17 protein-coding genes are annotated in these 22030 nt (G+C 68.4%); 7 read left to right on the top strand and 10 right to left on the bottom strand.

Translation table 11 applies throughout. The features are described from left to right. The first annotated feature begins 51 nt into the window (after positions 1 to 51). Complete coding sequence (locus NCO8_RS25010) at positions 52 to 1089, top strand: beta-ketoacyl-ACP synthase 3 (protein WP_067497053.1); 1038 nt, start codon at positions 52 to 54, stop codon at positions 1087 to 1089. On the opposite strand, the gene NCO8_RS25005 is transcribed toward NCO8_RS25010, so the two are convergent. Next, complete coding sequence (locus tag NCO8_RS25005) at positions 1086 to 1502, bottom strand: CinA family protein (protein WP_245655491.1); 417 nt, start codon at positions 1500 to 1502, stop codon at positions 1086 to 1088. The two genes, NCO8_RS25010 and NCO8_RS25005, sit on opposite strands and share 4 nt — an antisense overlap. Next, positions 1499 to 1870, bottom strand: a complete 372-nt coding sequence (locus NCO8_RS31560) for a hypothetical protein (RefSeq protein WP_157105087.1) — start codon at positions 1868 to 1870, stop codon at positions 1499 to 1501. Before NCO8_RS31560 ends, NCO8_RS25005 begins: the two co-directional genes overlap by 4 nt. A gap of 285 nt (positions 1871 to 2155) precedes the next feature. On the opposite strand from NCO8_RS31560, the gene NCO8_RS25000 reads away from it, so the two are divergent. Together NCO8_RS25000 and NCO8_RS24995 are read left to right on the top strand one after the other, a co-directional pair. Then, a complete protein-coding gene (locus tag NCO8_RS25000) occupies positions 2156 to 2800 on the top strand; it encodes an MspA family porin (RefSeq protein WP_084457452.1) in 645 nt (214 codons plus the stop codon). Positions 2801 to 2834: 34 nt separating this feature from the next. Continuing rightward, on the top strand, positions 2835 to 3500 hold the full coding sequence (locus tag NCO8_RS24995) for an MspA family porin (protein WP_067496968.1): 666 nt from the start codon (positions 2835 to 2837) through the stop codon (positions 3498 to 3500). Between the two features lie 195 nt (positions 3501 to 3695). On the opposite strand, the gene NCO8_RS24990 is transcribed toward NCO8_RS24995, so the two are convergent. The 6 genes from NCO8_RS24990 to NCO8_RS24965 all read right to left on the bottom strand — a co-directional run bounded on the left by NCO8_RS24990 (position 3696) and on the right by NCO8_RS24965 (position 10469). Continuing rightward, positions 3696 to 5078, bottom strand: a complete 1383-nt coding sequence (locus tag NCO8_RS24990) for a sensor histidine kinase (protein ID WP_084457451.1) — start codon at positions 5076 to 5078, stop codon at positions 3696 to 3698. Continuing rightward, complete coding sequence (locus NCO8_RS24985) at positions 5065 to 5766, bottom strand: response regulator transcription factor (RefSeq protein WP_067642637.1); 702 nt, start codon at positions 5764 to 5766, stop codon at positions 5065 to 5067. Before NCO8_RS24985 ends, NCO8_RS24990 begins: the two co-directional genes overlap by 14 nt. Beyond that, on the bottom strand, positions 5763 to 6290 hold the full coding sequence (locus NCO8_RS24980; RefSeq protein WP_067642634.1) for a TerD family protein: 528 nt from the start codon (positions 6288 to 6290) through the stop codon (positions 5763 to 5765). The genes NCO8_RS24985 and NCO8_RS24980 overlap by 4 nt, the downstream gene beginning before the upstream one ends. 21 nt (positions 6291 to 6311) lie before the next feature. Continuing rightward, complete coding sequence (nhaA, locus tag NCO8_RS24975; protein WP_067642751.1) at positions 6312 to 7601, bottom strand: Na+/H+ antiporter NhaA; 1290 nt, start codon at positions 7599 to 7601, stop codon at positions 6312 to 6314. Between the two features lie 157 nt (positions 7602 to 7758). Beyond that, the gene (locus tag NCO8_RS24970) at positions 7759 to 8340 is read right to left on the bottom strand and encodes a TerD family protein (protein ID WP_067642631.1); all 582 of its coding nucleotides are present in this window, start codon (positions 8338 to 8340) and stop codon (positions 7759 to 7761) included. 56 nt (positions 8341 to 8396) lie between these two features. Beyond that, a complete protein-coding gene (locus NCO8_RS24965) occupies positions 8397 to 10469 on the bottom strand; it encodes an acyltransferase family protein (protein WP_157105085.1) in 2073 nt (690 codons plus the stop codon). A gap of 170 nt (positions 10470 to 10639) precedes the next feature. Between NCO8_RS24965 and NCO8_RS24960 the strand changes: the two genes are divergently transcribed. Next, entirely contained in the window at positions 10640 to 11686 is a 1047-nt protein-coding gene (locus tag NCO8_RS24960) for a hypothetical protein (protein ID WP_067642628.1), read from the top strand. Here the strand turns inward: NCO8_RS24960 and NCO8_RS24955 are convergent, their stop codons facing one another. Together NCO8_RS24955 and NCO8_RS24950 are read right to left on the bottom strand one after the other, a co-directional pair. Beyond that, entirely contained in the window at positions 11687 to 12055 is a 369-nt protein-coding gene (locus NCO8_RS24955; RefSeq protein ID WP_067642627.1) for a MerR family transcriptional regulator, read from the bottom strand. A 1-nt stretch (position 12056) separates the two neighbouring features. Then, positions 12057 to 13574 carry a SulP family inorganic anion transporter gene (locus tag NCO8_RS24950; RefSeq protein WP_067642624.1) on the bottom strand — a complete coding sequence of 506 codons (1518 nt, stop codon included), beginning with the start codon at positions 13572 to 13574 and terminating at the stop codon, positions 12057 to 12059. 304 nt (positions 13575 to 13878) lie between these two features. Between NCO8_RS24950 and NCO8_RS24945 the strand changes: the two genes are divergently transcribed. The 3 genes from NCO8_RS24945 to NCO8_RS24935 all read left to right on the top strand — a co-directional run bounded on the left by NCO8_RS24945 (position 13879) and on the right by NCO8_RS24935 (position 22027). Further along, a complete protein-coding gene (locus NCO8_RS24945; protein ID WP_067642621.1) occupies positions 13879 to 14907 on the top strand; it encodes an Acg family FMN-binding oxidoreductase in 1029 nt (342 codons plus the stop codon). A gap of 291 nt (positions 14908 to 15198) precedes the next feature. Next, complete coding sequence (locus NCO8_RS24940; RefSeq protein WP_067642618.1) at positions 15199 to 20655, top strand: ATP-binding protein; 5457 nt, start codon at positions 15199 to 15201, stop codon at positions 20653 to 20655. Between the two features lie 331 nt (positions 20656 to 20986). Next, entirely contained in the window at positions 20987 to 22027 is a 1041-nt protein-coding gene (locus NCO8_RS24935; protein ID WP_225280910.1) for an ATP-grasp domain-containing protein, read from the top strand. Positions 22028 to 22030 lie beyond the last annotated feature (3 nt).

Below are 22030 nucleotides of genomic sequence, written 5' to 3'. Positions count from 1 at the left end.
ATGTTAGACCTTATGACGGATGAACCGATCGGTTCACATGGAGAGGATGTCATGCCAACCCCCATCGCCACCTCGATTCCGATCACCCACACGGGAATTCTCGGCCTCGGCGTGTACCGGCCGCGCCGCGTCGTGCCCAACTCGGAGATCGTCGAGGCCATCGACTCCTCCGACGAATGGATCAAGACCCGATCCGGCATCGCCGCCAGGCACTGGGCCGAAGACGACGAGACCATCGTGTCGATGAGCACCGCCGCCGCCCGCGACGCCCTCACCGCCGCGGGCATCACCGCCGACCAGGTCGACGCCGTGCTGCTGGCGACCTCGTCGCAGATGGTCCTCGGCCCCTCGGCGGGCGCGGTGGTCGCGACCGAACTCGGCATGCACGACACCGCCGCCTACGACATCTCCGCCGGGTGCGCGGGCTTCTGCTACGCGCTGGCCGATGCCGCCAACCTGGTCCGCTCCGGTCAGGCGCGCCACGTGCTGGTGATCGGTGTGGAACGGCTCTCGGACCTGCTCGACCGCACCGATCGCGGCACGGCGTTCATCTTCGCCGACGGCGCGGGCGCGGTGGTCGTCGGCGCCGCCGAGCAGGAGGGGATCGGACCGGTGGCGTGGGGCTCGGACGGGTCACGCACCTCGGCGATCAAGCAGGACAAGGACTTCCAGGAGTACTTCGCCGAGGTGGCGGCCGCCGAGGCCAGTGGTGGCACGACGGTGCGGCCCTACATCCGGATGAACGGCACCGAGGTATTCCGCTGGGCCGTCACGTTCCTGGAGCAGGCGTGCCGGGAGGCCTTGAAGCTGGCCGGTGTCACCGCCGCCGACCTGGACGCCTTCGTGCCGCATCAGGCCAATATCCGCATCACCGACGCGCTGGTCCGCACCCTCGACCTGCCCGACACCGTCGCCGTGGCGCGCGACATCGTCGACACCGGTAACACCAGTGCCGCCTCGATTCCCATGGCCATGGAACAGTTGCTGCGCAGCGGCGCCGCCGAACCCGGCCAGACCGCGTTGCTGCTCGGCTTCGGTGCGGGTCTGGCGTACGCGGGCCAGGTGGTGCACCTGCCACCGATCGTCTAGCCGGTGAAGCGCTTCTCGCTCTCGCCCAACATCTCCAGCGCGCACCGGACCGACTGCTCGAGCACCTGCTCGGGTTCGCCGTCGAAATTCCGGTGCACGGCCCAGGAGGTGTCGCGGGTGGCGACAGCGCACCACACCGACCCCGCCGGTTCGCCGTCCTGATCGCCCGGCCCACCGACGCCGGTGGTCGCGGCAGCGATATCGGCGTCGGTCAGTGCACGCACGCCTTCGGCCATGGCCAGTGCGGCCGTCTCCGACACCACCGGCACGTCGGGCACGCCGAGAACGGACTGTTTCACCGTCACGGAGTACGCGACGACCCCGCCACGGAACCACTGCGCGGAGTCGGGTGCCGCCGCGAGGGCGGCGGCGAGGTTACCGCCGGTGAGGGATTCGGCTACGGCGACTGTCAGCCCGTGACGCTTGGCGAAGTCGCCGACATCTGCTGCGGTGGTGATGATGGCCTCCTCTGACGCGCCTGATCGCTGACTGGAACAGCGTAGGCCGCCCCGTCGCGGATGCCGAACTCGAACCGGCACGGGAACAGCGACGGCAGGCCGGTGGCGCGCAGGTCGTAGTTCGCGGCGAGGGTCTGCATGGCCCAGTTCTGCAAAGAATCCGGCAGTCGCAGGGTGGTGCCGTCGACGCAGGAAACATAGGCGTGGGTCTGTTCACCGTCGACCGGAAGTGGATTGCGCAATCCGACCGCGCCGATGTCGAGAATTCGTCCGGAGTTGTGGGGAGAAGCGACGCTCGGCAAATCCAACTCGATGTCGTCCATGTGGGAAACCGTAACGCAGCAACTATCCAGGGAACATCGAAATCACGCCCCCTATACCGAACTTCGCAACATTGGCTGAACGCCGCATTTGTGACGATCGGTCTGCGCCCATCGCAACACCATCGCAAAGAACCGGAAATCTTCTCGTTCCGTGAGCTTCATCGCCGGGTCCTCGACTGGTTCTCACCCCGCCATGGGGCGCGTGAATGCTTCGATCCGGCCCTCGACGCGCCCTGCCAGGTGCCGACGTCGAGGCGATACCGCTCGAACCTGATGAGGGGAAGAATGACAATCAAACGCTTCTACGTGGCCACGGCCGCCGCGGTCGCACTCGGTGGTTTCGCCGCCGGTTCCGCCGGCGCCGACGCTTTCGTCCCGCTGCCCGACGGCCAGAAGGCAGGCCCGGGCGTGACGATCACCCGCACCGCCGAGCGCGCCACTGTTTCGCCGTCGCTGGCGGCCAACGGCGCCGGCCGCGTCGCCTGGGTCTCGGGCACCGTCACTGCCGACGTCACCGCGACGCCGGAGGGCGAGGTCGGCCCGAACAACGGTCCGTCGGGCAAGGACGGCTCCAACAACTCCTCCACCCACGGCGCCTCGCAGCTGAACACCGGCTACATCGTCGGTTGCCAGGTGGCCATCGGTGACGACGCCATCTCCGCGGGCGTCTCCGGCGGCATCGACCTGTCCGGCGGCAGCATCGGCGGCTCGGTCGGCCTCGACCTGGGCCCCGGTGAGGTGAAGTTCGTCCAGATCGAGAAGAAGGACATCCTGAAGGCGGGCGTCTACTCGGTCGAGTACCAGGACGTCGAGATCGAGATCCAGGGCTGCGCCGGTTACGCCCAGGCCCGCGCCTACTCGGTCGTGGAGATCATCGGCGACCACTACTCCAAGACCACCCTCTACGGTGCCCCGTTCAGCATCGGCTGAGCGCATCCGACTTCGATCGCAAGGAATGACACACATGATCGACCGTAAGAATTCGGCCCGCATGGCCGGTCTGGTCGGCGCGGCCGCCGTGACTTTCGGCCTGCTGTCCGCCGGTGCCGCCAACGCCGACACCTTCGTTCCGCTGCCCGGCGGCGAGATCGTCAAGACCCTGTCCGACGGCTCGACCGTCACCGTTCGCCTGGTCGGCGAGTCGGCCCTCATCAGCCCGTCGATGGGCTCGACCCCGGTGCACCGCAACGCGTGGGTGTCCGGCTCCGCGCAGGTCGAGGTCTCCGGTAACGCCAAGGGCGGCAAGATCTACCCCGGTTACGTGGTGGGTTGCCAGGTCAACATCGACGGCGGCGGCGTCGAGGGTGGCGTCGAAGGCGAGAGCAGCTGGGACGGCGAGGACGTGAGCGTCGGCGCCGAGTCCGGTGCCGAACTGAGCCTCGGCCCCGGCCAGGCCAAGTCGTTCTACATTCTCGACATCGAGAAGGCCGACGACTACGGCAACGAGGACCACGGCACCAACAACAAGTTCAAGGGCAAGAGCGGCTCGGTGACCTGGGCCGACTCGACCATCGGCCTGAGCGGCTGCGCCGGGTACGCCCAGGCGCGTGCCTTCGTGAAGGTCAAGGTGGAGACCGAGAACGTGAGCTCGGTCGTCACCCTGTGGGGCCAGCCCTTCAGCATCGGCTGATCCTGACAACCCCAGCGGGGCCCGGCGTCCGAGTGGCGCCGGGCCCCGCCGCGTGATGACGAGAAGTCACCGGTGTCGGTGTCGCGCGACGACTTCGGGAATCGGCCGCGTGCCGTGGCAGCGCGACTTGTCCTCCTCCAGCCCGAGGTCGTGGCGATCACCCGACCCGGTGACCGTGACGAGAATGGATGACTTTCATTGCGGCGGCTCGGACGTTTTCTTTGCGATCACGTGACGATCCAGCGCGGGCAGTGTCAACTCGAAGCGCGCACCACCGCCCGGCCGCTCCGAGCAGCGGATCCGGCCCTGGTGTCCCGCAACGGTTTCGGCGACGAGGGCCAGGCCGATGCCGGTGCCGCCCGTGCGGCGCGAGGCGGTGACGAAGCGTTCGAAGATGCGTTCGCGGTCGGCCGCCTCGACACCGGGGCCTTCGTCGTCGACGGTGACGCGCACGTCGTCGCCGTCGCGCTCGACGCGCACCGCGGCCACACCGCCACCGTGGCGTTCGGCGTTGACGAGCAGGTTGAGCAGGGCGCGTTCGAGTTCCATCCGCCGCCCGCGCACCAGTCCTCGGTCGGTGGCCGTGAGCACCTCGGCGTCGACGCGACGGCTCGCGAGCAGGTGGGCCAGCAGTTCGGCCAGCGACAGCGGCGCCGGGTCGGAGCGGTGGATGCCCGCCTCGGCGCGTGCGAGGGCGAGCATGTCGTCGAGCAGACCGCGCAGGTAGGTGGTCTCCTCCACGAGCAGTCCCAGTGCGGCGCGCGGCCTTTCGGACAGTTCGTCGCGATGCCCGGCCAGCACGGTCGCGGTGGTGGTCAAGGTGGTGAGCGGGGTGCGCAACTCGTGACTGAGGTCGGAGACGAGCCTGCGTTCGCGTTCGATGCGCCGCTGCAGGGAGTCGACCATGGCGTTGAAGGCCTCGACGGTCGGCGACAAATCGACATCTTCGGGCCGCGACAAGCGCAGGTCGAGGTCGCCCGCGGCGATGCGCGACGCGGTGCCCGCCACCTGGCGCAGCGGGCGCAGCGCGAGGTGCGCGGCCCAGGCGCCGAGCGCGGCGGCCACCGCGACGGCGAGCACCGCGCAGGCGAAGAGGATGGTACGCAGCATCTTCAGGGTGTCCTCCAGCTCGCGCAGCGGCGCGAATTCCTGGAGGACGGCACCGTTTTCGACGTAGGTCGCGGTGCGCAGATAGGGCTCGCCCGCGATGCGCACACGGGTGGCGGGCGAGGGCACCTCGGCGGCCCGTTCGAGCGTGGCGACGGTGGCCTGGTCGGCGCCGAGCACGCCGGTGCCCGTGGTGGTGTCGAGGAGCGCGATGGTTCCGGCGGGCAGCCGCAACGATTCGAGGGCCTCCTGCCCGGTGGCCAGCGATTCCATCCGCAACCGGAGGATCTCGGCGTGCACCCCTACCGCGCGTTCGACCGTCCGAACCCGTTGGGACTCCATGTAATTGGTGCTGATGGCATACACCGAACCCGACAGCAGCACCGCGACGAGACTGGCGCTGAGGACGAACGCCGCTGTTACGCGACCACGCAGGCCGCGTAACCGGGTGGGCAACTCAGGACCCGGCATCGAGGCGATAGCCGAGCCCGCGCACGGTGACGATCAGGCGCGGTTCGGCGGGATCGCGTTCGATCTTGGTGCGCAGGCGGCGGATGTGCACGTCGACGATGCGGTCGTCGCCGAAGAACCCGCGGTCCCAGATCTTGTCGAGCAGCACCTGCCTGCTCAGCACGAGCCCGTCGTTCTGTGCCAGTTCGCACAGCAACCGGAATTCGGTGAGTGTCAGGTGCACGTCTTCGCCCGCCAGCCGCACCGAACCGCGCTCCGGGCAGAGGATGAGCTGGCGGTCGGCGTCGAGGACGAGTTCGACCACCTCGCGTTCGGTGTTGTTGCGGGTGCGCCTGCCCACGGCCCTGATCCGCGCGGTCAGTTCCTTGACCTCGAAGGGTTTGGTGACGAAGTCGTCGGCGCCTGCTTCCAGGGCGGCGACCACGTCGTGGGTGTCGTCACGGGCGCTGACCACGATGATCGGCACGTCGTGTTCGCGGCGCACTTCCCGGATGCAGGTGAAACCGTCCATGCCGCCGAGCATGAGGTCGACGATCAGAACGTCCGGCACGCCGATCCGGTGTACGTGTTCCAGTGCGTGCTCGGCGCTCTCGGCCTCGGCGACGATGTACCCCTCGTCCTCCATCGCCAGCCGTAACGACTCCCGCACGCGGGTGTCGTCCTCCACGATCATCAACTGGGCGTTCATGCCCTGCCCAGGTATGGGATCAGCTGGGGGAGCGCGACAGTGGGGTGATCGGCGAAGATCGGATCGGCGATCACGGAGAACTCCCAGCCCGTGCCGATGCGGTGCAGCTTGCCGAGTACGAAGCCGGTGTGCGAGGTGGCGCTGGACAGGTCGATGCGTACCATCTCCGCACCGCTCACGCTGTCGACGACACGGCAGAAACCGTTGACGACCTGGTCGAAAGTCTGCCCGGTGTAGCAGGTGACGAGAAAGACGATGGTGCTCGTCGCGACGTCGACACGTGTGAGGTCGACGGTGATCACCTCGTTGTCGCCGTCACCGTCGCCGGTGACGCTGTCGCCGAGGTGGCGCAGCGCGCCGTCACGAGACGTGAGTTGTTCGTGGAAGGCCGCGTCGACGAAGTCGTGTCCCGCGAACGACAGTGCCGTGATATTGAGGTCGATGTCCTTGCGCTTGCGGCCGAACAAGCCGGTGGGCGGGGCCGGGTCCCAGCCGAGGCCGACGGACACGTGGGTGAAGGTCATGGTGGTGCTCCTGTCGGACGGTCAGGGGGACGTCTGCTGGTAGACGTCCGGGACGCCGTCGCCATCGGCGTCGAGTGATTCGGCCTCGTCGAGACGGCGGTAGGTGCGGTTGCGAGCGCGCAGCACGATGGTCGCCAGCAGGGCCGCCGCGAGGGTGCCGCACAGGACACCGATGCGGACGTGGTCGGCATGGGTCGGGTCGCCTTCGAAGGCCAGTTCGCCGACCAGCAGTGACACCGTGAAACCGATGCCGCCGAGCAACGCGACACCGGCCACGTCCACCCACGTCAGGTCGGCGTCGAGTTCGGCGCGGGTGAGCTTGGCGGTGAGGTAGGTGGTGGCGGTGATGCCCACGAGCTTGCCCACGACCAGGCCGACGATGATGCCGATCGTCACCCGGTCGGCGAGGGATTCGGTGAGCCCGGTGAGGCCGCCGATGGTCACACCGGCCGCGAAGAAGGCGAAGATCGGCACCGCCACTCCGGCCGAGAGCGGGCGGATGGTGTGTTCGAAGCGTTCGGCCAGGCCGTGCTCGGTATCGGTCTCGCCGCGACCGGCGAGCACGGGCACCGTGAAACCGAGCAGCACACCCGCCACGGTGGCGTGGACGCCGGAGGAATGCACCAGCCACCACGTCACAAGGGCGAGCGGAACCAAGAGGAACGGCGAACTGATCCGGCGCTGCACAGCGACAGCGAACAGGGCGATCGGGATCAGGGCCAGCGCCAGATAGGGCAGGTGCAGTTCGCCGGTGTAGAAAATCGCGATCACGGTGACGGCCAGCAGGTCGTCGACCACGGCGAGGGTGAGCAGGAAGGTGCGCAGCGCGGCGGGCAGATGGGTGTTGATGACCGCGAGTACGGCGAGCGCGAAGGCGATGTCGGTTGCGGTCGGGATCGCCCAGCCGTCGACCGACCCGCCCCTGTTGATCGCGAAGTAGATGAGCGCGGGCACGGCCATGCCACCGACGGCTGCGACGACCGGAAGCGCGGCCCGGCGCGGATCGCGCAGATCGCCCGCGACGAACTCGCGTTTGAGTTCGAGGCCGACGACGAAGAAGAAGATGGCGAGCAGCCCGTCGGCGGCCCACTGACTCAGCGTGAGATTCAGGTGCAGCGATTCCGGGCCGATGCGGAAGTCGCGGAGCGCCACATAGGCATCCGCCCAGGGTGTGTTGGCCCAGACGAGCGCGACGATCGCCGCGACGATCAGCAGGACACCGCCCACCGTCTCCCGTCGCAGCACCTCGGTGACTCGACGAGATTCGGGCCAGCTGCCTCGGGTGAGGACAGTGCGTCGTGCCGCGCGGATCATGCGTGCCCGGGTGCGGTAGGTACGAACATGAAAGTTCCCGTCTTCACTCGAACCCCACTCGACGGAGTTCGAGCTGGGTTGCCGACCAGACTTCCCGGCGCACCAACCTTAACGATGCCGCACCCACCACACCCCGCGCAAACCGTGCGTCCGGCTAGCCGAGGGCGAATCGCAGCAGCGCCTGCTTGTCGCCCTGCTTGATCTTGCCCTTGCGATCGAGCACCTCGAGCTGCCACACCGGTCCGTTGCGGAAGGCCCGCGCGATGGCGTTGGCATTCTCGGCGCCGAGCAGCGACGGCCAGATATCGGCCACCGGCTGGCTGTCGGCGCCGGTGGCGTCGTAGATCTTGAACGAGACGTTGTTGGCCTTGTCGAACGAGGAACCCTTCTTGAACGCGGCCGCGAGGAACACGATGGCGTCGATCGCGGTCGGCACATTCGCGAAGGTGACGTGCACGGTCTCGTCGTCGCCCGCGGCCGCGCCGGTCTGCTCGTCACCGGTGTGCAGCACCGCGCCGTTGCCGAGCGGGTCGAGCGAATCGAGACCGGCGAAACGCACCGGCTCGCCGCCCTGCATCAGGACGGCGACGAGGTCGAGGTCGACGCCGCGCTTGCGGCGCGCGATGCCGAGCAGTCCACCGCTGGAACCGGCCGACGGATCCCAGCTCACCCCCACGCTCATCTTGGTGATACCGGCGAGATCGGCCGCGCCGTCTTCCTTCTTCAGAGTAATCACAGCTCCGAGGCTACGGACTTCCCGAGTTGCCCGCATGCCCAAGCGATTTCGCTGCCTCACCACCATCCGAGCACGGGGCCGATGGCGCGGCCGAGCGCGTCGGCGAGGGTGCGCGAGTAGGTGGCGGTGAGGTGGTGCTCGTCGTGGTAGATCAGCACATTGCCCTCGGCGACGGCGCAGACGGTCGGGCCGCACACGGCGTCGGTGAGGTCGACGGGGAAGACGTGCGGGAAGGGTGCCGCCGCTTCGCGCTGCGGGTCGATCGGGTCGAGTGCGTCGCTGCGCCGCATGCCGCAGCTGATGCGGTCGCCGCCCGAGGCCAGGCAGTCGGTGGCGCGGTAGCGCACGCCGTCGCGGCGCAGCCACGGTGTGTCGCGCAGGGTGAGCACCGCGAGGCCGCGCTCGGACAGGGCCGTCCACACATCGAGGAAATCCGGCGGGGTCTCGTCGCCTCCGGCGTCGCGGGGCCGGGTGCCGATGGTGAACACCCAGTCGGGGCGGTCGGTGCCGAGCCGGTCGATCACCTCGCGCGACCAGTTCCGGCAGTCGGGGATGGGTTCGCCGTTGTAGGTGGCGTCTTCGGCGAGGGTGAGCGGGCACCCCATCTTCAGATACACCTGGATGCGGAAGGAATGCTCCTCGGCCAGCACCTGCAGCGCGGGCAACCAGTGTTCGACGTGGGAGCTGCCCGCCATGGCGATGGTGCGTTCGGCGTCGGGGTCGCCGTAGGTGCAGGTGACGACGGAGCGGGTGTTCCAGTCGGCGATGCAGCCGTCGAGCGTCGGCGGTGGCTGGTCGTTGCGGGCCTCGAAGAGGTTGGGCCGCAACGGTTCGGGCGCGACGGGGGTGTTCGCGGTGAGGGCTCGCGCCCCGGGGTACCTGGTCGCCTCGGCGTCGGTGGTCGCGGCCGGTGGCGCCGCCCGCACGACGGCGAACTCCCAGGCCGACGCGGTCGCCACCACGGCCGCGAGCAATGCGGCGACGCCAGCGGTGACCAGGCGCCTGCCGGGCCGGCGCGTCTTGGCGCGCAGTGGTTTCTCGATCAGCTGGTTGGTGAGCCAGGCCAGTGCCAGCGACACCGCGATCACGCCGGTGCCACCGAGCAGGTCGACGTCGGCGCTGTCGCGTTCGGTGAGGAAGAAGATGAGAATCGGCCAGTGCCACAGGTACAGCGGGTAGGCGAGTTCGCCCAGCAACCGCATGTGCCGGTGCGCGAGCAGCCGGTTGGGGCCGTCCCATTCGTGGCGTGGCACGTTCGCGACCGACACGATCACCGCCGCGGCGGCGAGCACCGGAAGCAGGGCGGCCGGGCCGGGGAAGCGGTTGGCGGCGTCGCCGATCAGCCAGCCGCACAGCACGACTCCCGCGATGCCGAGGGCGGCCAGCGGCGCCCGGCACCAGCGCGGCAGCACCAGGTACGGTGCGGCGACCGCGAGTGCCGCGCCGATCAGCAGTTCCCAGCCGCGCGCGAAGGTGTCGTAGTAGTTCCAGCCCTGGTGGGCCGCGGTGCCCCGGGTCGCGTACACGAAAGATGCCGCGGCAGCGGCGATCACGATCACTCCGACAACGGCTCGCGCCTGGCGCAGCCGTGCGAACACCGCGACGAGGATCAGCGCGACCAGATAGAACTGGCCCTGCACCGACATCGACCAGAGGTGTTGCAGTGGGCTCACCGACGGGTCGGCGGCCAGATAGTCGGCCCAGGTGAGTGCCAATTCCCAGTTCTGTGCGAACAGCAGCGAGGCGAGCGTCTGCGCCGCGACCGCCGACCACTGGGTGTAGGGCAGCAGCAGCGTCGAGGCCACCAGAACCCCGGCCAGCACCACCGCCATGGCAGGCAGCAGCCGCCGCGCGGTCCGGCGAACCACCGGCCACACCCACCCGCGTGGACCGTGCTCGGCGCGGCGCAGCAGCATCCCGGTGAAGAAGTAACCGGACAGCACCAAAAAGACGTCCACGCCACCCGACACCCGGCCGAACCAGATGTGGAAAACCACGACCAGGCCGATCGCGAGGCCACGCAGACCGTCGAGGTCGGAGCGGTATTGCACTGTGCCGCTGCGTTGTTCGGCCGTCGAGCCCGAACCTGCCGAGGTCTCCGGCGAGAGAACCGAGGGTGACCACGCCATGTCATGTGACTATCACGCGGCCCGCGTGGATGTCACATCGAGGCATCGAAAACCGTGCGCCGCAGCGAAGATGGCGCGACGGGTTTGCCTTCCACCCGAACAGCCGCCAAAATTTCGGGAAGGGACGCGGACATCACCGAATCGATGCCGCGCGGGGCTGGGAGAGACCTGTGACACGCGAAGATCCGCCCGCCGGGGGTGCCGACGATCAGGGTTCGTGGTGGATGACACCGCGTGCCGACGGGCAACAGGCCGATGCCGCCCCGCCGACCGTGCGCGCGGATACGCCCGGTTTCGGGCAGCAGCCCCCGCCGAGCCAGCCGCAGTGGCCGGTCGGTCAGCAGAGTCAGCCGTGGCAGCAGCCGCCGGTGAGCCAGCCGTGGCAGCAGCCGATGCCGGGTCAGCCGATGCCCGGTCAGCCGATGCAGGGTCAACCGATGATGGGGCAGCCGCAGTGGCAGCAGCCGCGGCCGCCGTACGCGCGGTCGGGGTCGTCGTCGACGCCGTGGTTGATCGGCGGTGCGGTGGTCTGCGCGTTCCTCGTGCTCATCGTGATCGCGGTGGTGATCGGCGGCAACTCCGATCCCGATTCGCCCGTCGTCGCCGCGCCCACCACCACGTCCTCGACGGTGCCGTCCACCTACTCCACCACCTCGGCCGCACCGACCTCGAAGCCGTTCGACTGGAACACCCTCGACAGTGCCGCCACCGACGACACCCCGCTCACCGTGAAAGCCCTGCTGCCGCAAAGCTTCACCGACTCCAAGGGCGTGCTCTACACCCTGCGTGCCAGCGGTGAACACGGGTGCGATCAGCCGGGCAACTCCGACAACGTGTCGTCCGCGATCACGTCCAACGGGTGCACCACCAATATCACCGGCTCCTACATCGACAAGGACGACCACATCCTGGTGTCGGTGAACGTGCTGGTGTTCCCCACCGACTCCGCCGCCCGCTCCGCCTACGACACCCTCGACGGCCAGACCCAGGACTGGGGAATCTGGTGCCCCACAACCGGTCTGGCCAGCGATACCTGCCACGGTGACATCATGTCCGCCACCCGGGTGCAGTGGTCGGCCTACAGCCATCGCTACTTCACCCAGGCCACCGGCATCTACATCGACCTGTCCGACAACAGCAGCCTCGAGGAATGGTGCAAGGCGGGCGCCAACGCGGCGGCCACCACCGTCGGCCCGAAGAACTACTGGCAGAAGTGATCAGCGCGCTCGTCGCTCGGCGAGCAAGGCGGTGAACTCTTCGGCGTAAGCGAGCTGGCGGCGCAGTTTCGCGACACTGTCCTCGGCTTTGGCGTGCAACGCGGCGAGCAGTTCACGGGCCGACGGGTCGCCGAGATCGTCGAGGGCGGACAGCAATTCGCCCATCTCGGCCAGGGTGAAGCCGAGCGGCTTCATCCGGCGGATCACCAGCAGCCGGTCGATATCGTCCTCGGTGTACAGGCGGAACCCGCCCGCGCTGCGTGCCGAGGGCCGCACCAGGCCCACCTCGTCGTAGTGCCGAATCGTCTTGACCGACAACTCGGTTCGTTCGGCGACCTGACCGATCTGCAAATGCGCGCGGGCGGGCATCTCAGTGCCCTGCCAGGTGCCCGGAGAGCCTGCCGTGGCGCTGTTCGGAGGCCGCGTCGAGCCCGACGATCTCGACCTTCTTGCCCTTGGACTCGTACTTGGTGGTGATCGCGTCCAAAGTGGCGACCGTCGAGGCGTCCCAGATGTGCGCGTCGGACATGTCGATCACGATATTGCGTGGGTCGTCGACGTAGTCGAATTGGTACACCAGGTCGTTGCTCGAGGCGAAGAACAGTTCGCCGCGAACCTTGTAGACCCTGGTGTCGATGTCGCCGTCGTGGTCGATATCGGCCTCGCCGATCTTCTCGACCTCGGTGAAGTGGGCGACGCGGTGGGCGAAGGCAACCATCGCGGTGAGCACGCCGGCGATCACGCCGTAGGCGAGGTTGTGCGTCGCCACCGTGACGGCGACGGTGACCAGCATGACCGCGGTTTCGGCGAAAGGCATGCGGCGCAAGGTTTTCGGGGCGATCGAGTGCCAGTCCAAGGTGCCGACCGACACCATGATCATCACGGCGACGAGGGCGGCCATCGGGATCAGGGCGACGATGTCACCGAGCCCGACGACCAGGATCAGCAGGAACACCCCGGCCAGGAACGTCGAAATCCTGGTGCGCGCACCGGAGGACTTCACATTGATCATCGTCTGGCCGATCATGGCGCAACCGCCCATACCGCCGAAGAAGCCGGTCACCACATTGGCCACACCCTGGCCCCAGCCCTCGCGGGTCTTGTCGGAGTGGGTGTCGGTGATGTCGTCGACGAGCTTGGCGGTCATCAACGACTCGAGCAGGCCGACCAACGCCGTCGCCAACGCGTACGGGGCGATGATCTTCAGCGTTTCCAGCGTGAACGGCACATCGGGGATCAGCCAGGTGGGCAGGCTCGACGGCAGCTCGCCCTCGTCACCCACGTTCGGGACGTCGAGCGAGAACACGAGGGTCGCGGCGGTGAGCAGCACGATCGCCACCAGCGGGGCAGGGACGACGTCGGACAGCTTGGGCAGTAAGACCATGATCGCGATACCGATGGCGACCATCGGATACACCAGCCACGGCACCCCGAGCAGGTGCGGGATCTGCGCCGTGAAGATGAGGATCGCCAGCGCGTTGACGAACCCGACCATCACGCTGCGCGGGATGAACCGCATCAGCCGCGCGACCCCGATCACGCTGAGCACGATCTGCAGCACACCGGCGAGGATGACCGTGGCGATCAGGTAGTCCAGTCCGTACTGCCGCATGACGGGCGCGATCACCAGGGCGACCGCGCCGGTCGCGGCCGAGATCATCGCCGGGCGGCCACCGACGAACGCGATGGTGACGGCCATGGTGAACGACGCGAACAACCCGACCCGCGGGTCGACCCCGGCGATGATCGAGAACGAGATGGCCTCGGGGATCAGGGCGAGCGCGACCACCAACCCGGCCAGCACTTCCGTGCGGAGGCGGCGCGGGCTGCGCAGGGCGGCCATCACCGACCCTTCGGTCTGTCTACTGGCGGACACGGCTGTCCCCATCGGCTGCTCCCAACGAAAGTGTCGCCATCACGGCGCTCGGCCGGCACGAGCGGACGCCCGTGCGATCGACCAACCCTACCCTCCCGTAAGGGTAGAGTCGGTCGGTGGTGGTCACGAGGAGATAACCCCGGGGTGCGAGCTTCGCCACTGCCGGCCGCGCTCGTGACGGGGGAGTGGGCGCGAGATTCGGCGATCGACGGGGGTTCCCGCACGACCCGAGCTCATGTCACGAACTGGTCAACGGCCCAGATCACATGGAAAGTGCCAGGTCGCGCGCCTAAGGTCGGTTACCGAGTTCGACGAGATGGAGTATTCGCCAAGAGGAAGTTGGGGGCGGACATTGCTTCGCAAGAGACCCAGTACACAGACGTGCCGTGACGCGGTGGAGTTGGCCGTGCGAGCACCGTCGGTGCACAACACCCAACCGTGGCGGTGGCGCATCGGGCACGGCCGCGTCGACCTGTTCGCCGATTTCGGCCGTCAGGTCACCGCGACCGATCCCCGCGCCCGCGCGCTGATGGTGAGCTGCGGTGCCGCGCTGCACCATCTGACCGTCGCGTTCGCGATGCTCGGCTGGCACGCGGTCGTCGAACGGCTGCCCGATCCCGCGCGGCCCGATCACCTCGCGCGGGTCGAACTCACCCCGCGCTCGCCGAGCGATCACGACATCCAGTTGGCCGCCGCCATCCATGTGCGCCGCTCCGACCGGCGCCGCTTCCCCGACCTGCCCATCCCGGCGCGCGACCTGCGGACGGTGTCGCGCTGTGCCTCACGGTTCGGCGCCGCGGCCCGCCACGTTCCGGACATGCTGCTGCCCGAGCTGGCCGAACCCATGCGCTCGGCCGCCGCCCGGCACGCCGTCGACGGTGACTACCTCGCGGAACTGAGCGAGTGGAGCGGTTGCCACGGTGACCTCACGGGTGTGCCCGCCCACAACGCCCCCGCGCCCCGCCGCCCCGACGAACTACCGGTGCGGGTCTTCGCCGACGCGCAGCTGTCGGAGTACACCGACGAACCCGACGCCGCACACTGGCTGGTCGTGTGCACCCCGCGCGACACCCGGCTCTCCCAGTTGCGCGCGGGCGAGGCGACGAGCGCCATCCTGCTCGAAGCCACCCGGCTCGGTCTCGCCACGAGTCTGCAGTCCGAACCCCTCGGCATGCTCGACCTGCGCGACCAGATTCGCACCACGGTCCTGCAGGAATGTGCCTTCCCACATGTGATGGTCCGCCTCGGCGTCATGCCCCACGCCGCCGCACCTCTGGAATCCACTCCTCGCCGCCTCGTGGACGACGTCATCGAGTACGACGAGACCGTGTTCGCCATGGCCTAGTTCTCCGCCCGGCAGTCCCCGTCAGCGTCGCCGCCCGATCCGGGTGCGCGGCGCTGACGTGCGTTCGGGCTCGAACGAAACCGGCTCGCCATCCGTAATCATCTCTGTCACGCGGCGATATACGACTGTATCGCCAGACGCGTACTGCCGCTTCGGACAACGATACGTGCGGGTAACCCTGCCTCGCGGTACACATACGTGGCAGAAGAAGGCAGACTGCCAGCAATCGCGAGTTTCGCAACCTCACCCGTCCGGGCCAGGTCCTTGGAGAATTGTGGAAGGAGTCGGCGAGTGTTCAGCCGTATCGCCATCGTGAATAGGGGAGAGGCCGCTATGCGCCTCATCCATGCCGTGCGTGATCTGGCGGCGGCGACAGGACTACCGATCGAAACGGTGGCCCTGCACACCGACGTCGACCGCACCGCGACCTTCGTGCGCGAGGCCGACATCGCCTACGACCTCGGGCCCGCCTCGGCCCGCCCGTACCTCGACCTCAAGGCGCTCGAGAAGGCACTGGTCGCCACCAAGGCCGACGCCGCCTGGGTCGGCTGGGGCTTCGTCGCCGAGGACCCCGCCTTCGCCGAGCTGTGCGAGCACATCGGTGTCACTTTCATCGGCCCGAGCGCCGACGCCATGCGCAAGCTGGGCGACAAGATCGGCGCCAAGCTGATCGCCGAGGAAGTCGGCGTCCCGGTGGCGCCGTGGAGCCGCGGCCCGGTCGACACCATCGATGACGCCATCGAGGCCGCGGGCCGCATCGGCTACCCACTGATGCTGAAGGCCACGGCCGGTGGTGGTGGGCGCGGCATCCGCGTCATCACCAACGAAGCCGAACTCGTCGACGCCTACGAGCGCACCAAGCAGGAAGCCGCCCGCGCCTTCGGCAGCGGTGTCGTGTTCCTCGAGCGCCTGGTCACCGGTGCCCGCCACGTCGAGGTCCAGGTGATCGCCGACGGTCAGGGCAGCGCGTGGGCGCTCGGCGTGCGCGACTGCTCGGTGCAGCGACGCAACCAGAAGGTCATCGAGGAGTCGGCGTCGCCGGTGCTGAGCGCCGAGCAGACCGCCGACCTGAAGGCCTCGGCCGAGCGCCTCGCGATCGCCGTCGGCTACTGCGGCGCGGCCACCGTCGAATTCCTCTACCACCCCGGCGACCAGCTGTTCGCCTTCCTCGAAGTCAACACCCGACTCCAGGTCGAGCACCCGATCACCGAGATCACCACCGGTTTCGACCTCGTGCACGCCCAGATCCGCGTCGCCTCGGGCATCAAGCTGGAGGGCGCCGCGCCCGCCGAGCGCGGCCACGCCATCGAGGCCCGCCTCAATGCCGAGGACCCGGACCGCGACTTCGCACCCGCCCCCGGCCGCATCGTCCGCCTCGACCTGCCCGCGGGCCCCGGTATCCGCGTCGACACCGGTGTGAGCGAAGGCGACACCATCCCCGCCGACTTCGACTCGATGATCGCCAAGATCATCGCCTACGGCCGCGACCGCGACGAGGCGCTCGGCCGGTTGCGCCGGGCCATGGCCGAGACCCGCGTCGTCATCGAGGGCGGTGCCACCAACAAGAGCTTCGTGCTCGACCTGCTCGACCAGCCCGAGGTGATCGACGCCAGCGCCGACACCGGCTGGATCGACCGCGTGCGCGGCGAGGGCCGCCTGGTCACCCACCGCCACTCCACCGTCGCCCTGGCCGTCGCCGCGATCGACGCCTACGAGGAAGACGAACGCGCCGAACAGCACCGGCTGCTGTCCACCGCGTCGGGTGGCCGTCCGCAGGTGCAGCACCAGAGCGGTCGCCCGCTCGACCTGAAACTGCGCGGCGCGAGCTACCGCGTGCGCGTGGCCCGCATCGGCGCGCACCGCTTCCGCGTCGGCATCGAGGCCGGTGCCGAGCTGCGCACCGCCGATGTCGATCTCGATCGTTTCGATCGCCACACCGGCCAGATCGTCGTCAACGGCACCCGGTACCGCCTGATCACCGGCACCCACGGCCCCACCCACGTGGTCGATGTCGACGGCATCACCCACCGCATCAGCCGCGACGAGGGCGGCGTGGTCCGTTCGCCCGCGCCCGCGCTGGTCGTCGGCACCCCCCTCGAAGTCGGCGCCGAGGTCGAGGCCGGCGCGCCGGTCCTCGTGCTCGAGTCGATGAAGATGGAAACCGTGCTGCGCGCGCCGTTCCGCGCCCGCCTCAAGGAATGCGCGGTCTCGGTCGGCACCCAGGTGGAGACGGGCGCGCCGCTGCTGCGCCTGGAACCGCTGGCCGACGACGACGCCGAGGACACCGCCGCCACCGGCACGGTCGTCCTCGACCTGCCCGCCGAGCCGACCCCGCGCAGCCCCCACGAGCGGATGTCGCGTGGCCTGCAGGACCTGCGCAGCCTGCTGCTCGGCTTCGACGTCGACCCGCACGACAACAGTCGCGTACTCGACGACTACGTCATCGCACGCAAGGAAACCGTCGCCGACAACATCCGCCCGCTCGGCGAGGAACTCGAACTGGTGCAGGTCTTCGCCGACCTCGCCGAACTGAGCCACAACCGGCCCGCAGACGACGACGGCGCCCACAGCCACGTGCACAGCGCCCGCGAGTACTTCCACACCTACCTGCAGAGCCTCGACGTGGAGCGGGCCGGGCTGCCCGAGTCCTACCAGGCCAAGCTGTCGGCCGCGCTCGGCCACTACGGCATCACCGAACTGGACCGCACGCCCGACCTCGAGGCCGCCGTCTTCCGGATCTTCCTGGCCCAGCAGCGGCCCGCCGAGACCGGCGCGGTGATCACCACCCTGCTGCGCGAATGGCTCACCGAGCCCATGCCCGATCAGGTGCTGCGCGAGCCGGTGGGTCTTGCCCTCGAACGGCTCGTCGCCGCCACCCAAGTCCGTTTCCCCGTGGTCGCCGACCTCGCCCGCGGCCTGGTGTACGCCTGGTACGGCCAGCCGCTGCTGCGCCGCAACCGCGCCCGCGTCTACACCAATGTCCGCAGGCACCTGAGCTACCTCGACGCCAACCCGCAGGCCTCCGACCGCACCGAGCGGATCGCGGAGATGGTCCGCAGCACCGAACCGCTCGTCCGCCTGCTCGGTCAGCGGCTGCAGCGCGGCAAGCCCGACCACACCGCCATGCTCGAGGTGCTCACCCGCCGCTACTACGGCAACAAGGGCATCACCGGGGTCCGCACCGAGCAGGTCGGTTCGACCACCTTCGTCGTCGCCGAACGCGCCGGGTCGAGCCTGGTCTCGACCGCGGTGAGCTTCGCCGCGCTCGGTACCGCCCTGGACGGGCTGGCCGAGCTGGCCCGCGGCGCGGTGTCCATCGACGCCGACATCTACCTCAGCTGGGAGGACCAGCCCGAGGACTTCGACGCCATGGCGGTGGCCCTGCAGGAAGTGCTCGGCGCGCACCCGCAGCCGAACCAGGTGCACCGCATCACCGCGACGGTCGCGGGCAGCGGCGGCTCGGTCATGCACCACCACTTCACCTTCCGTCCCTCGGTCACCGGCATGGCCGAGGAGCGGCTGATCCGTGGCCTGCACCCCTACATCGCGCAGCGCATGCAGATGGAGCGGTTGCGCAAGTTCGACCTCACCCGCCTGTCGTCCTCGGACGAAGAGGTGTACCTGTTCCGTGCCGTGGCCAAGGAGAACCCCTCCGACGATCGGCTGATCGCCTTCGCCCAGGTGCGTGACCTGGCGGCGCTGCGTGAGCAGGACGGCAGGCTGGTCGCGCTGCCGACGGCCGAGAGCGCCATCGCCACCTGTGTCGACTCGATCCGCCGGGCCCAGTCGCGGCGCCCGTCGGCCAAGCGGCTCAACACCAACCGCATCGTGATGTACATCTGGCCCCCGATGGATGTCACCCGGGCGGAACTCGAGACCATCGGTGGTCACGTGCTGCCGTCGGCGGCGGGTGTGGGTCTCGAGGAGATCCTGCTCATCGCCCGCCAGCGCGATCCGCAGACCGGCGAGCTGAACAAGATCGTCGTCCGGATCTCCTTCGACGCCACCGGCGGCACCGAGGTGACGGTCGGCGAGCGGACCGATGAAGCCGTCGAACCGCTCGACGAGTACCGCCAGAAGGTCCTGCGCGCGGCGGCCCGCAACACGGTCTACCCGTACGAATTGACCGGACTGCTCGGCGAATTCGCCGAGTACGACCTCGACGAGAACCACGCGCTCGTCCCCGTCGACCGGCCGAAGGGCCACAACAAGGCGGCGCTCGTGGCCGGTGTGGTCACCACGCCGACCCCGCGTCACCCCGAGGGCGTCACCCGGGTGCTGCTGCTCGGTGACCCGACGAAATCCCTTGGTGCCCTGTCGGAGCCGGAGTGCCGCCGCGTGATCGCGGCGCTGGATCTGGCCGAACAGATGCGGGTTCCGCTCGAGTGGTACGCGCTGTCCTCGGGTGCGCGGATCTCGATGTCCTCGGGCACCGAGAACATGGACTGGGTCGCGGCCGCGCTCAAGCGGATCGTCGAATTCACCCAGGACGGCGGCGAGATCAACATCGTCGTCGCGGGCATCAACGTCGGCGCCCAGCCGTACTGGAACGCCGAGGCCACCATGCTCATGCACACCAAGGGTGTGCTGGTGATGACGCCGGATTCGGCGATGGTGCTCACCGGCAAGCAGTCGCTGGACTTCTCCGGTGGTGTGTCGGCCGAGGACAACTTCGGCATCGGCGGTTACGACCGGGTGATGGGCCCCAACGGTCAGGCGCAGTACTGGGCGCCGAACCTCGGTGCGGCGCGCGATGTGCTGATGTCGCACTACGAGCACACCTACGTCGTCCCCGGTGAGTCCGCACCGCGCCGGGCCACCAGCACCGACCCCGTCGACCGGGACATCTCCAGCTTCCCGCACACGCTGGCCGACAGCACCTTCGCCACCGTCGGCGAGATCTTCTCGGCGGCCGCGAACCCGGATCGCAAGAAGCCCTTCGACATTCGCACGGTGATGCGCGCGCTGGCCGACCAGGACCACCCGGTGCTGGAACGCTGGGCGGGCATGGCCGACGCCGAGACCGCCGTGGTGCAGGACGCGCACCTCGGCGGAATCCCGGTGTGCCTGCTGGGTATCGAGTCGCGCAATGTGCCGCGTCGCGGCCTGGTACCCACCGACGGTCCCGACACCTACACCGCGGGCACCCTGTTCCCGCGCTCGTCGAAGAAGGCCGCCCGCGCCATCAACGCGGCCAGCGGTAACCGTCCGCTTGTCGTGCTGGCGAACCTGTCGGGCTTCGACGGTTCGCCGGAGTCGATGCGCAAGCTGCAGCTCGAGTACGGTGCCGAAATCGGCCGCGCCATCGTCAATTTCGACGGCCCCATCGTGTTCTGCGTGATCTCGCGCTACCACGGCGGTGCGTTCGTCGTCTTCTCGAAGGCACTGAACCCGAACATGACCGTGCTCGCCCTGGAAGGCTCGTTCGCCTCGGTACTCGGTGGCGCGCCCGCCGCCGCCGTGGTGTTCGCCGGTGAGGTCAACGCCCGTACCGCCGCCGATCCCCGGATCGGCGAACTGGAGGCGCGCGTGGCCAACGCCTCGGGCACCGACCGGGCGACCCTGGCCGCCGAACTCGACGAACTGCGGTCGTCGGTGCGCGCGGAGAAGCTGGGCGACGTGGCGGCCGAGTTCGACCGCGTGCACAACATCCAGCGCGCGGTGGAGGTCGGCTCGGTCGACGCGATCGTCAGCGTCGCCGACCTGCGCCCGCGCATCATCGAAGCGATCGAAACCCGCCTGGGCTAGGCGATTTCGGGGACCGGCCGCCCTGCTCGGGCGGCCGGTCACAGCTTCGTCATGATTCCGCTCGCCCGAACTGGGTAATTCTCGGTTGGCAGCCTGTCGGCTGTCGATCGAGAAGGGATAAGGTTTGTCGATTTCCGCTGACGAATCCCAGAGTCGAAATCCGAACAAAGGTTACATTGCCCTCTTGGGCTGGAGTTTGAACGCCGTAGCGGCTGTCGATCGTTTCGATCGGCGCTACATCGTGGTAGCCCCCGCATGGGCGCAAGATTATTGCACAGAACACAACATTCCCTATATTCCATGGGATTTCGAACGTCTCAACGATCGTTCGATGGAGATCGCGGAAACGCTGAAGGATCTGGGCGTCGACGTCGCCATCCCGATCTTCGAGGAAACCGTCGAATGGGCGGGCGCGATCAATTCCGTGCTGCTCGACAACCCTCGCCTGCTCGGGCAGGCCATGCTGCTGCGCGACAAGTCGCTGATGAAGCGGCGCGCTCAGCTCGGCGGCATCCGGGTCGGCATCTTCGAGGAGGCGCACGACCGCGACGACGTGGCCCGTTTCCTCAAACGGGTCAACCAGACGCTGCTCAAGCTCGACGGCGATCCCAACGACCCGATCCACCTCAAGGCCTTCGACAAGGCGGGCTGTCTCGGGCACCGGGTGATCCGCACCCCCGACGAGATCGACACGATCCCCGACGACGAGTTCCCGATGCTGATGGAATCGCACCTCGACGGCTGGGAGTTCGCGGTGGAGGCCTGGGTACACAAGGGCCGCATCTGCTTTCTCAACATCTCCGAATACGTCACCCTCGGCTATTCGGTGTTCGTTCCGGCCACTCCTGAACTGGAGAAGTATCGGCCGGAGATCACCCGTCAGGTCGAAAAGCTCATCAAGACCTTCGACATCGAATTCGGCTTCATCCATCCCGAGTACTTCGTCACCAGCGACGGCGAGATGTATTTCGGCGAGGTCGCCTATCGCCCACCGGGTTTCAAGGTGTTCGAACTACTCGAACGCACCTACGGTTTCAACGCCTATCACGCGCTGGTGCTGGCCTTCGACCCGAAGACCACCGACGAGGAGATCGACGCCTTCTTCCCGAAGGAAGTCGTCGACGCCACCGGGCACGCCGGATGCTTCGGGGTGTATCCGCGCAGGCGGGTGGTCAGCCAGCTGTCGATTCCGCCGGAGACCGAGGACCACGACTATTTCGAGTCCCACGAGCTCACCGAGCCGCTGGCCGAGAAAGTCACCAAGCGAACAGCTTTCGGCAACCATTGGGGCCTGCTCTATTTCTTCGGCGACGACCCGTACACTCTGCGGGATCTGCTGAAGCGACAAGAAGAGCTCGACTTCTACATCTGATCG

It is taken from the genome of Nocardia coubleae NBRC 108252, assembly GCF_001612805.1.
GTDB lineage: Bacteria > Actinomycetota > Actinomycetes > Mycobacteriales > Mycobacteriaceae > Nocardia > Nocardia coubleae.
The sequence above is the reverse complement of the archived record's forward strand: the minus strand, read 5'-3'. Positions and strand labels throughout refer to the sequence as shown.

Coding starts and splice junctions, on each gene's coding strand:
- NCO8_RS25010 (WP_067497053.1), top strand. CDS start 52: ATGCCAACCCCCATCGCCACCTCGATTCCGATCACCCACACGGGAATT.
- NCO8_RS31560 (WP_157105087.1), bottom strand. CDS start 1,870: ATGGACGACATCGAGTTGGATTTGCCGAGCGTCGCTTCTCCCCACAAC.
- NCO8_RS25000 (WP_084457452.1), top strand. CDS start 2,156: ATGACAATCAAACGCTTCTACGTGGCCACGGCCGCCGCGGTCGCACTC.
- NCO8_RS24995 (WP_067496968.1), top strand. CDS start 2,835: ATGATCGACCGTAAGAATTCGGCCCGCATGGCCGGTCTGGTCGGCGCG.
- NCO8_RS24990 (WP_084457451.1), bottom strand. CDS start 5,078: ATGCCGGGTCCTGAGTTGCCCACCCGGTTACGCGGCCTGCGTGGTCGC.
- NCO8_RS24985 (WP_067642637.1), bottom strand. CDS start 5,766: ATGAACGCCCAGTTGATGATCGTGGAGGACGACACCCGCGTGCGGGAG.
- NCO8_RS24980 (WP_067642634.1), bottom strand. CDS start 6,290: ATGACCTTCACCCACGTGTCCGTCGGCCTCGGCTGGGACCCGGCCCCG.
- NCO8_RS24965 (WP_157105085.1), bottom strand. CDS start 10,469: ATGGCGTGGTCACCCTCGGTTCTCTCGCCGGAGACCTCGGCAGGTTCG.
- NCO8_RS24955 (WP_067642627.1), bottom strand. CDS start 12,055: ATGCCCGCCCGCGCGCATTTGCAGATCGGTCAGGTCGCCGAACGAACC.
- NCO8_RS24950 (WP_067642624.1), bottom strand. CDS start 13,574: ATGGGGACAGCCGTGTCCGCCAGTAGACAGACCGAAGGGTCGGTGATG.
- NCO8_RS24945 (WP_067642621.1), top strand. CDS start 13,879: ATGGAGTATTCGCCAAGAGGAAGTTGGGGGCGGACATTGCTTCGCAAG.
- NCO8_RS24935 (WP_225280910.1), top strand. CDS start 20,987: ATGGAGATCGCGGAAACGCTGAAGGATCTGGGCGTCGACGTCGCCATC.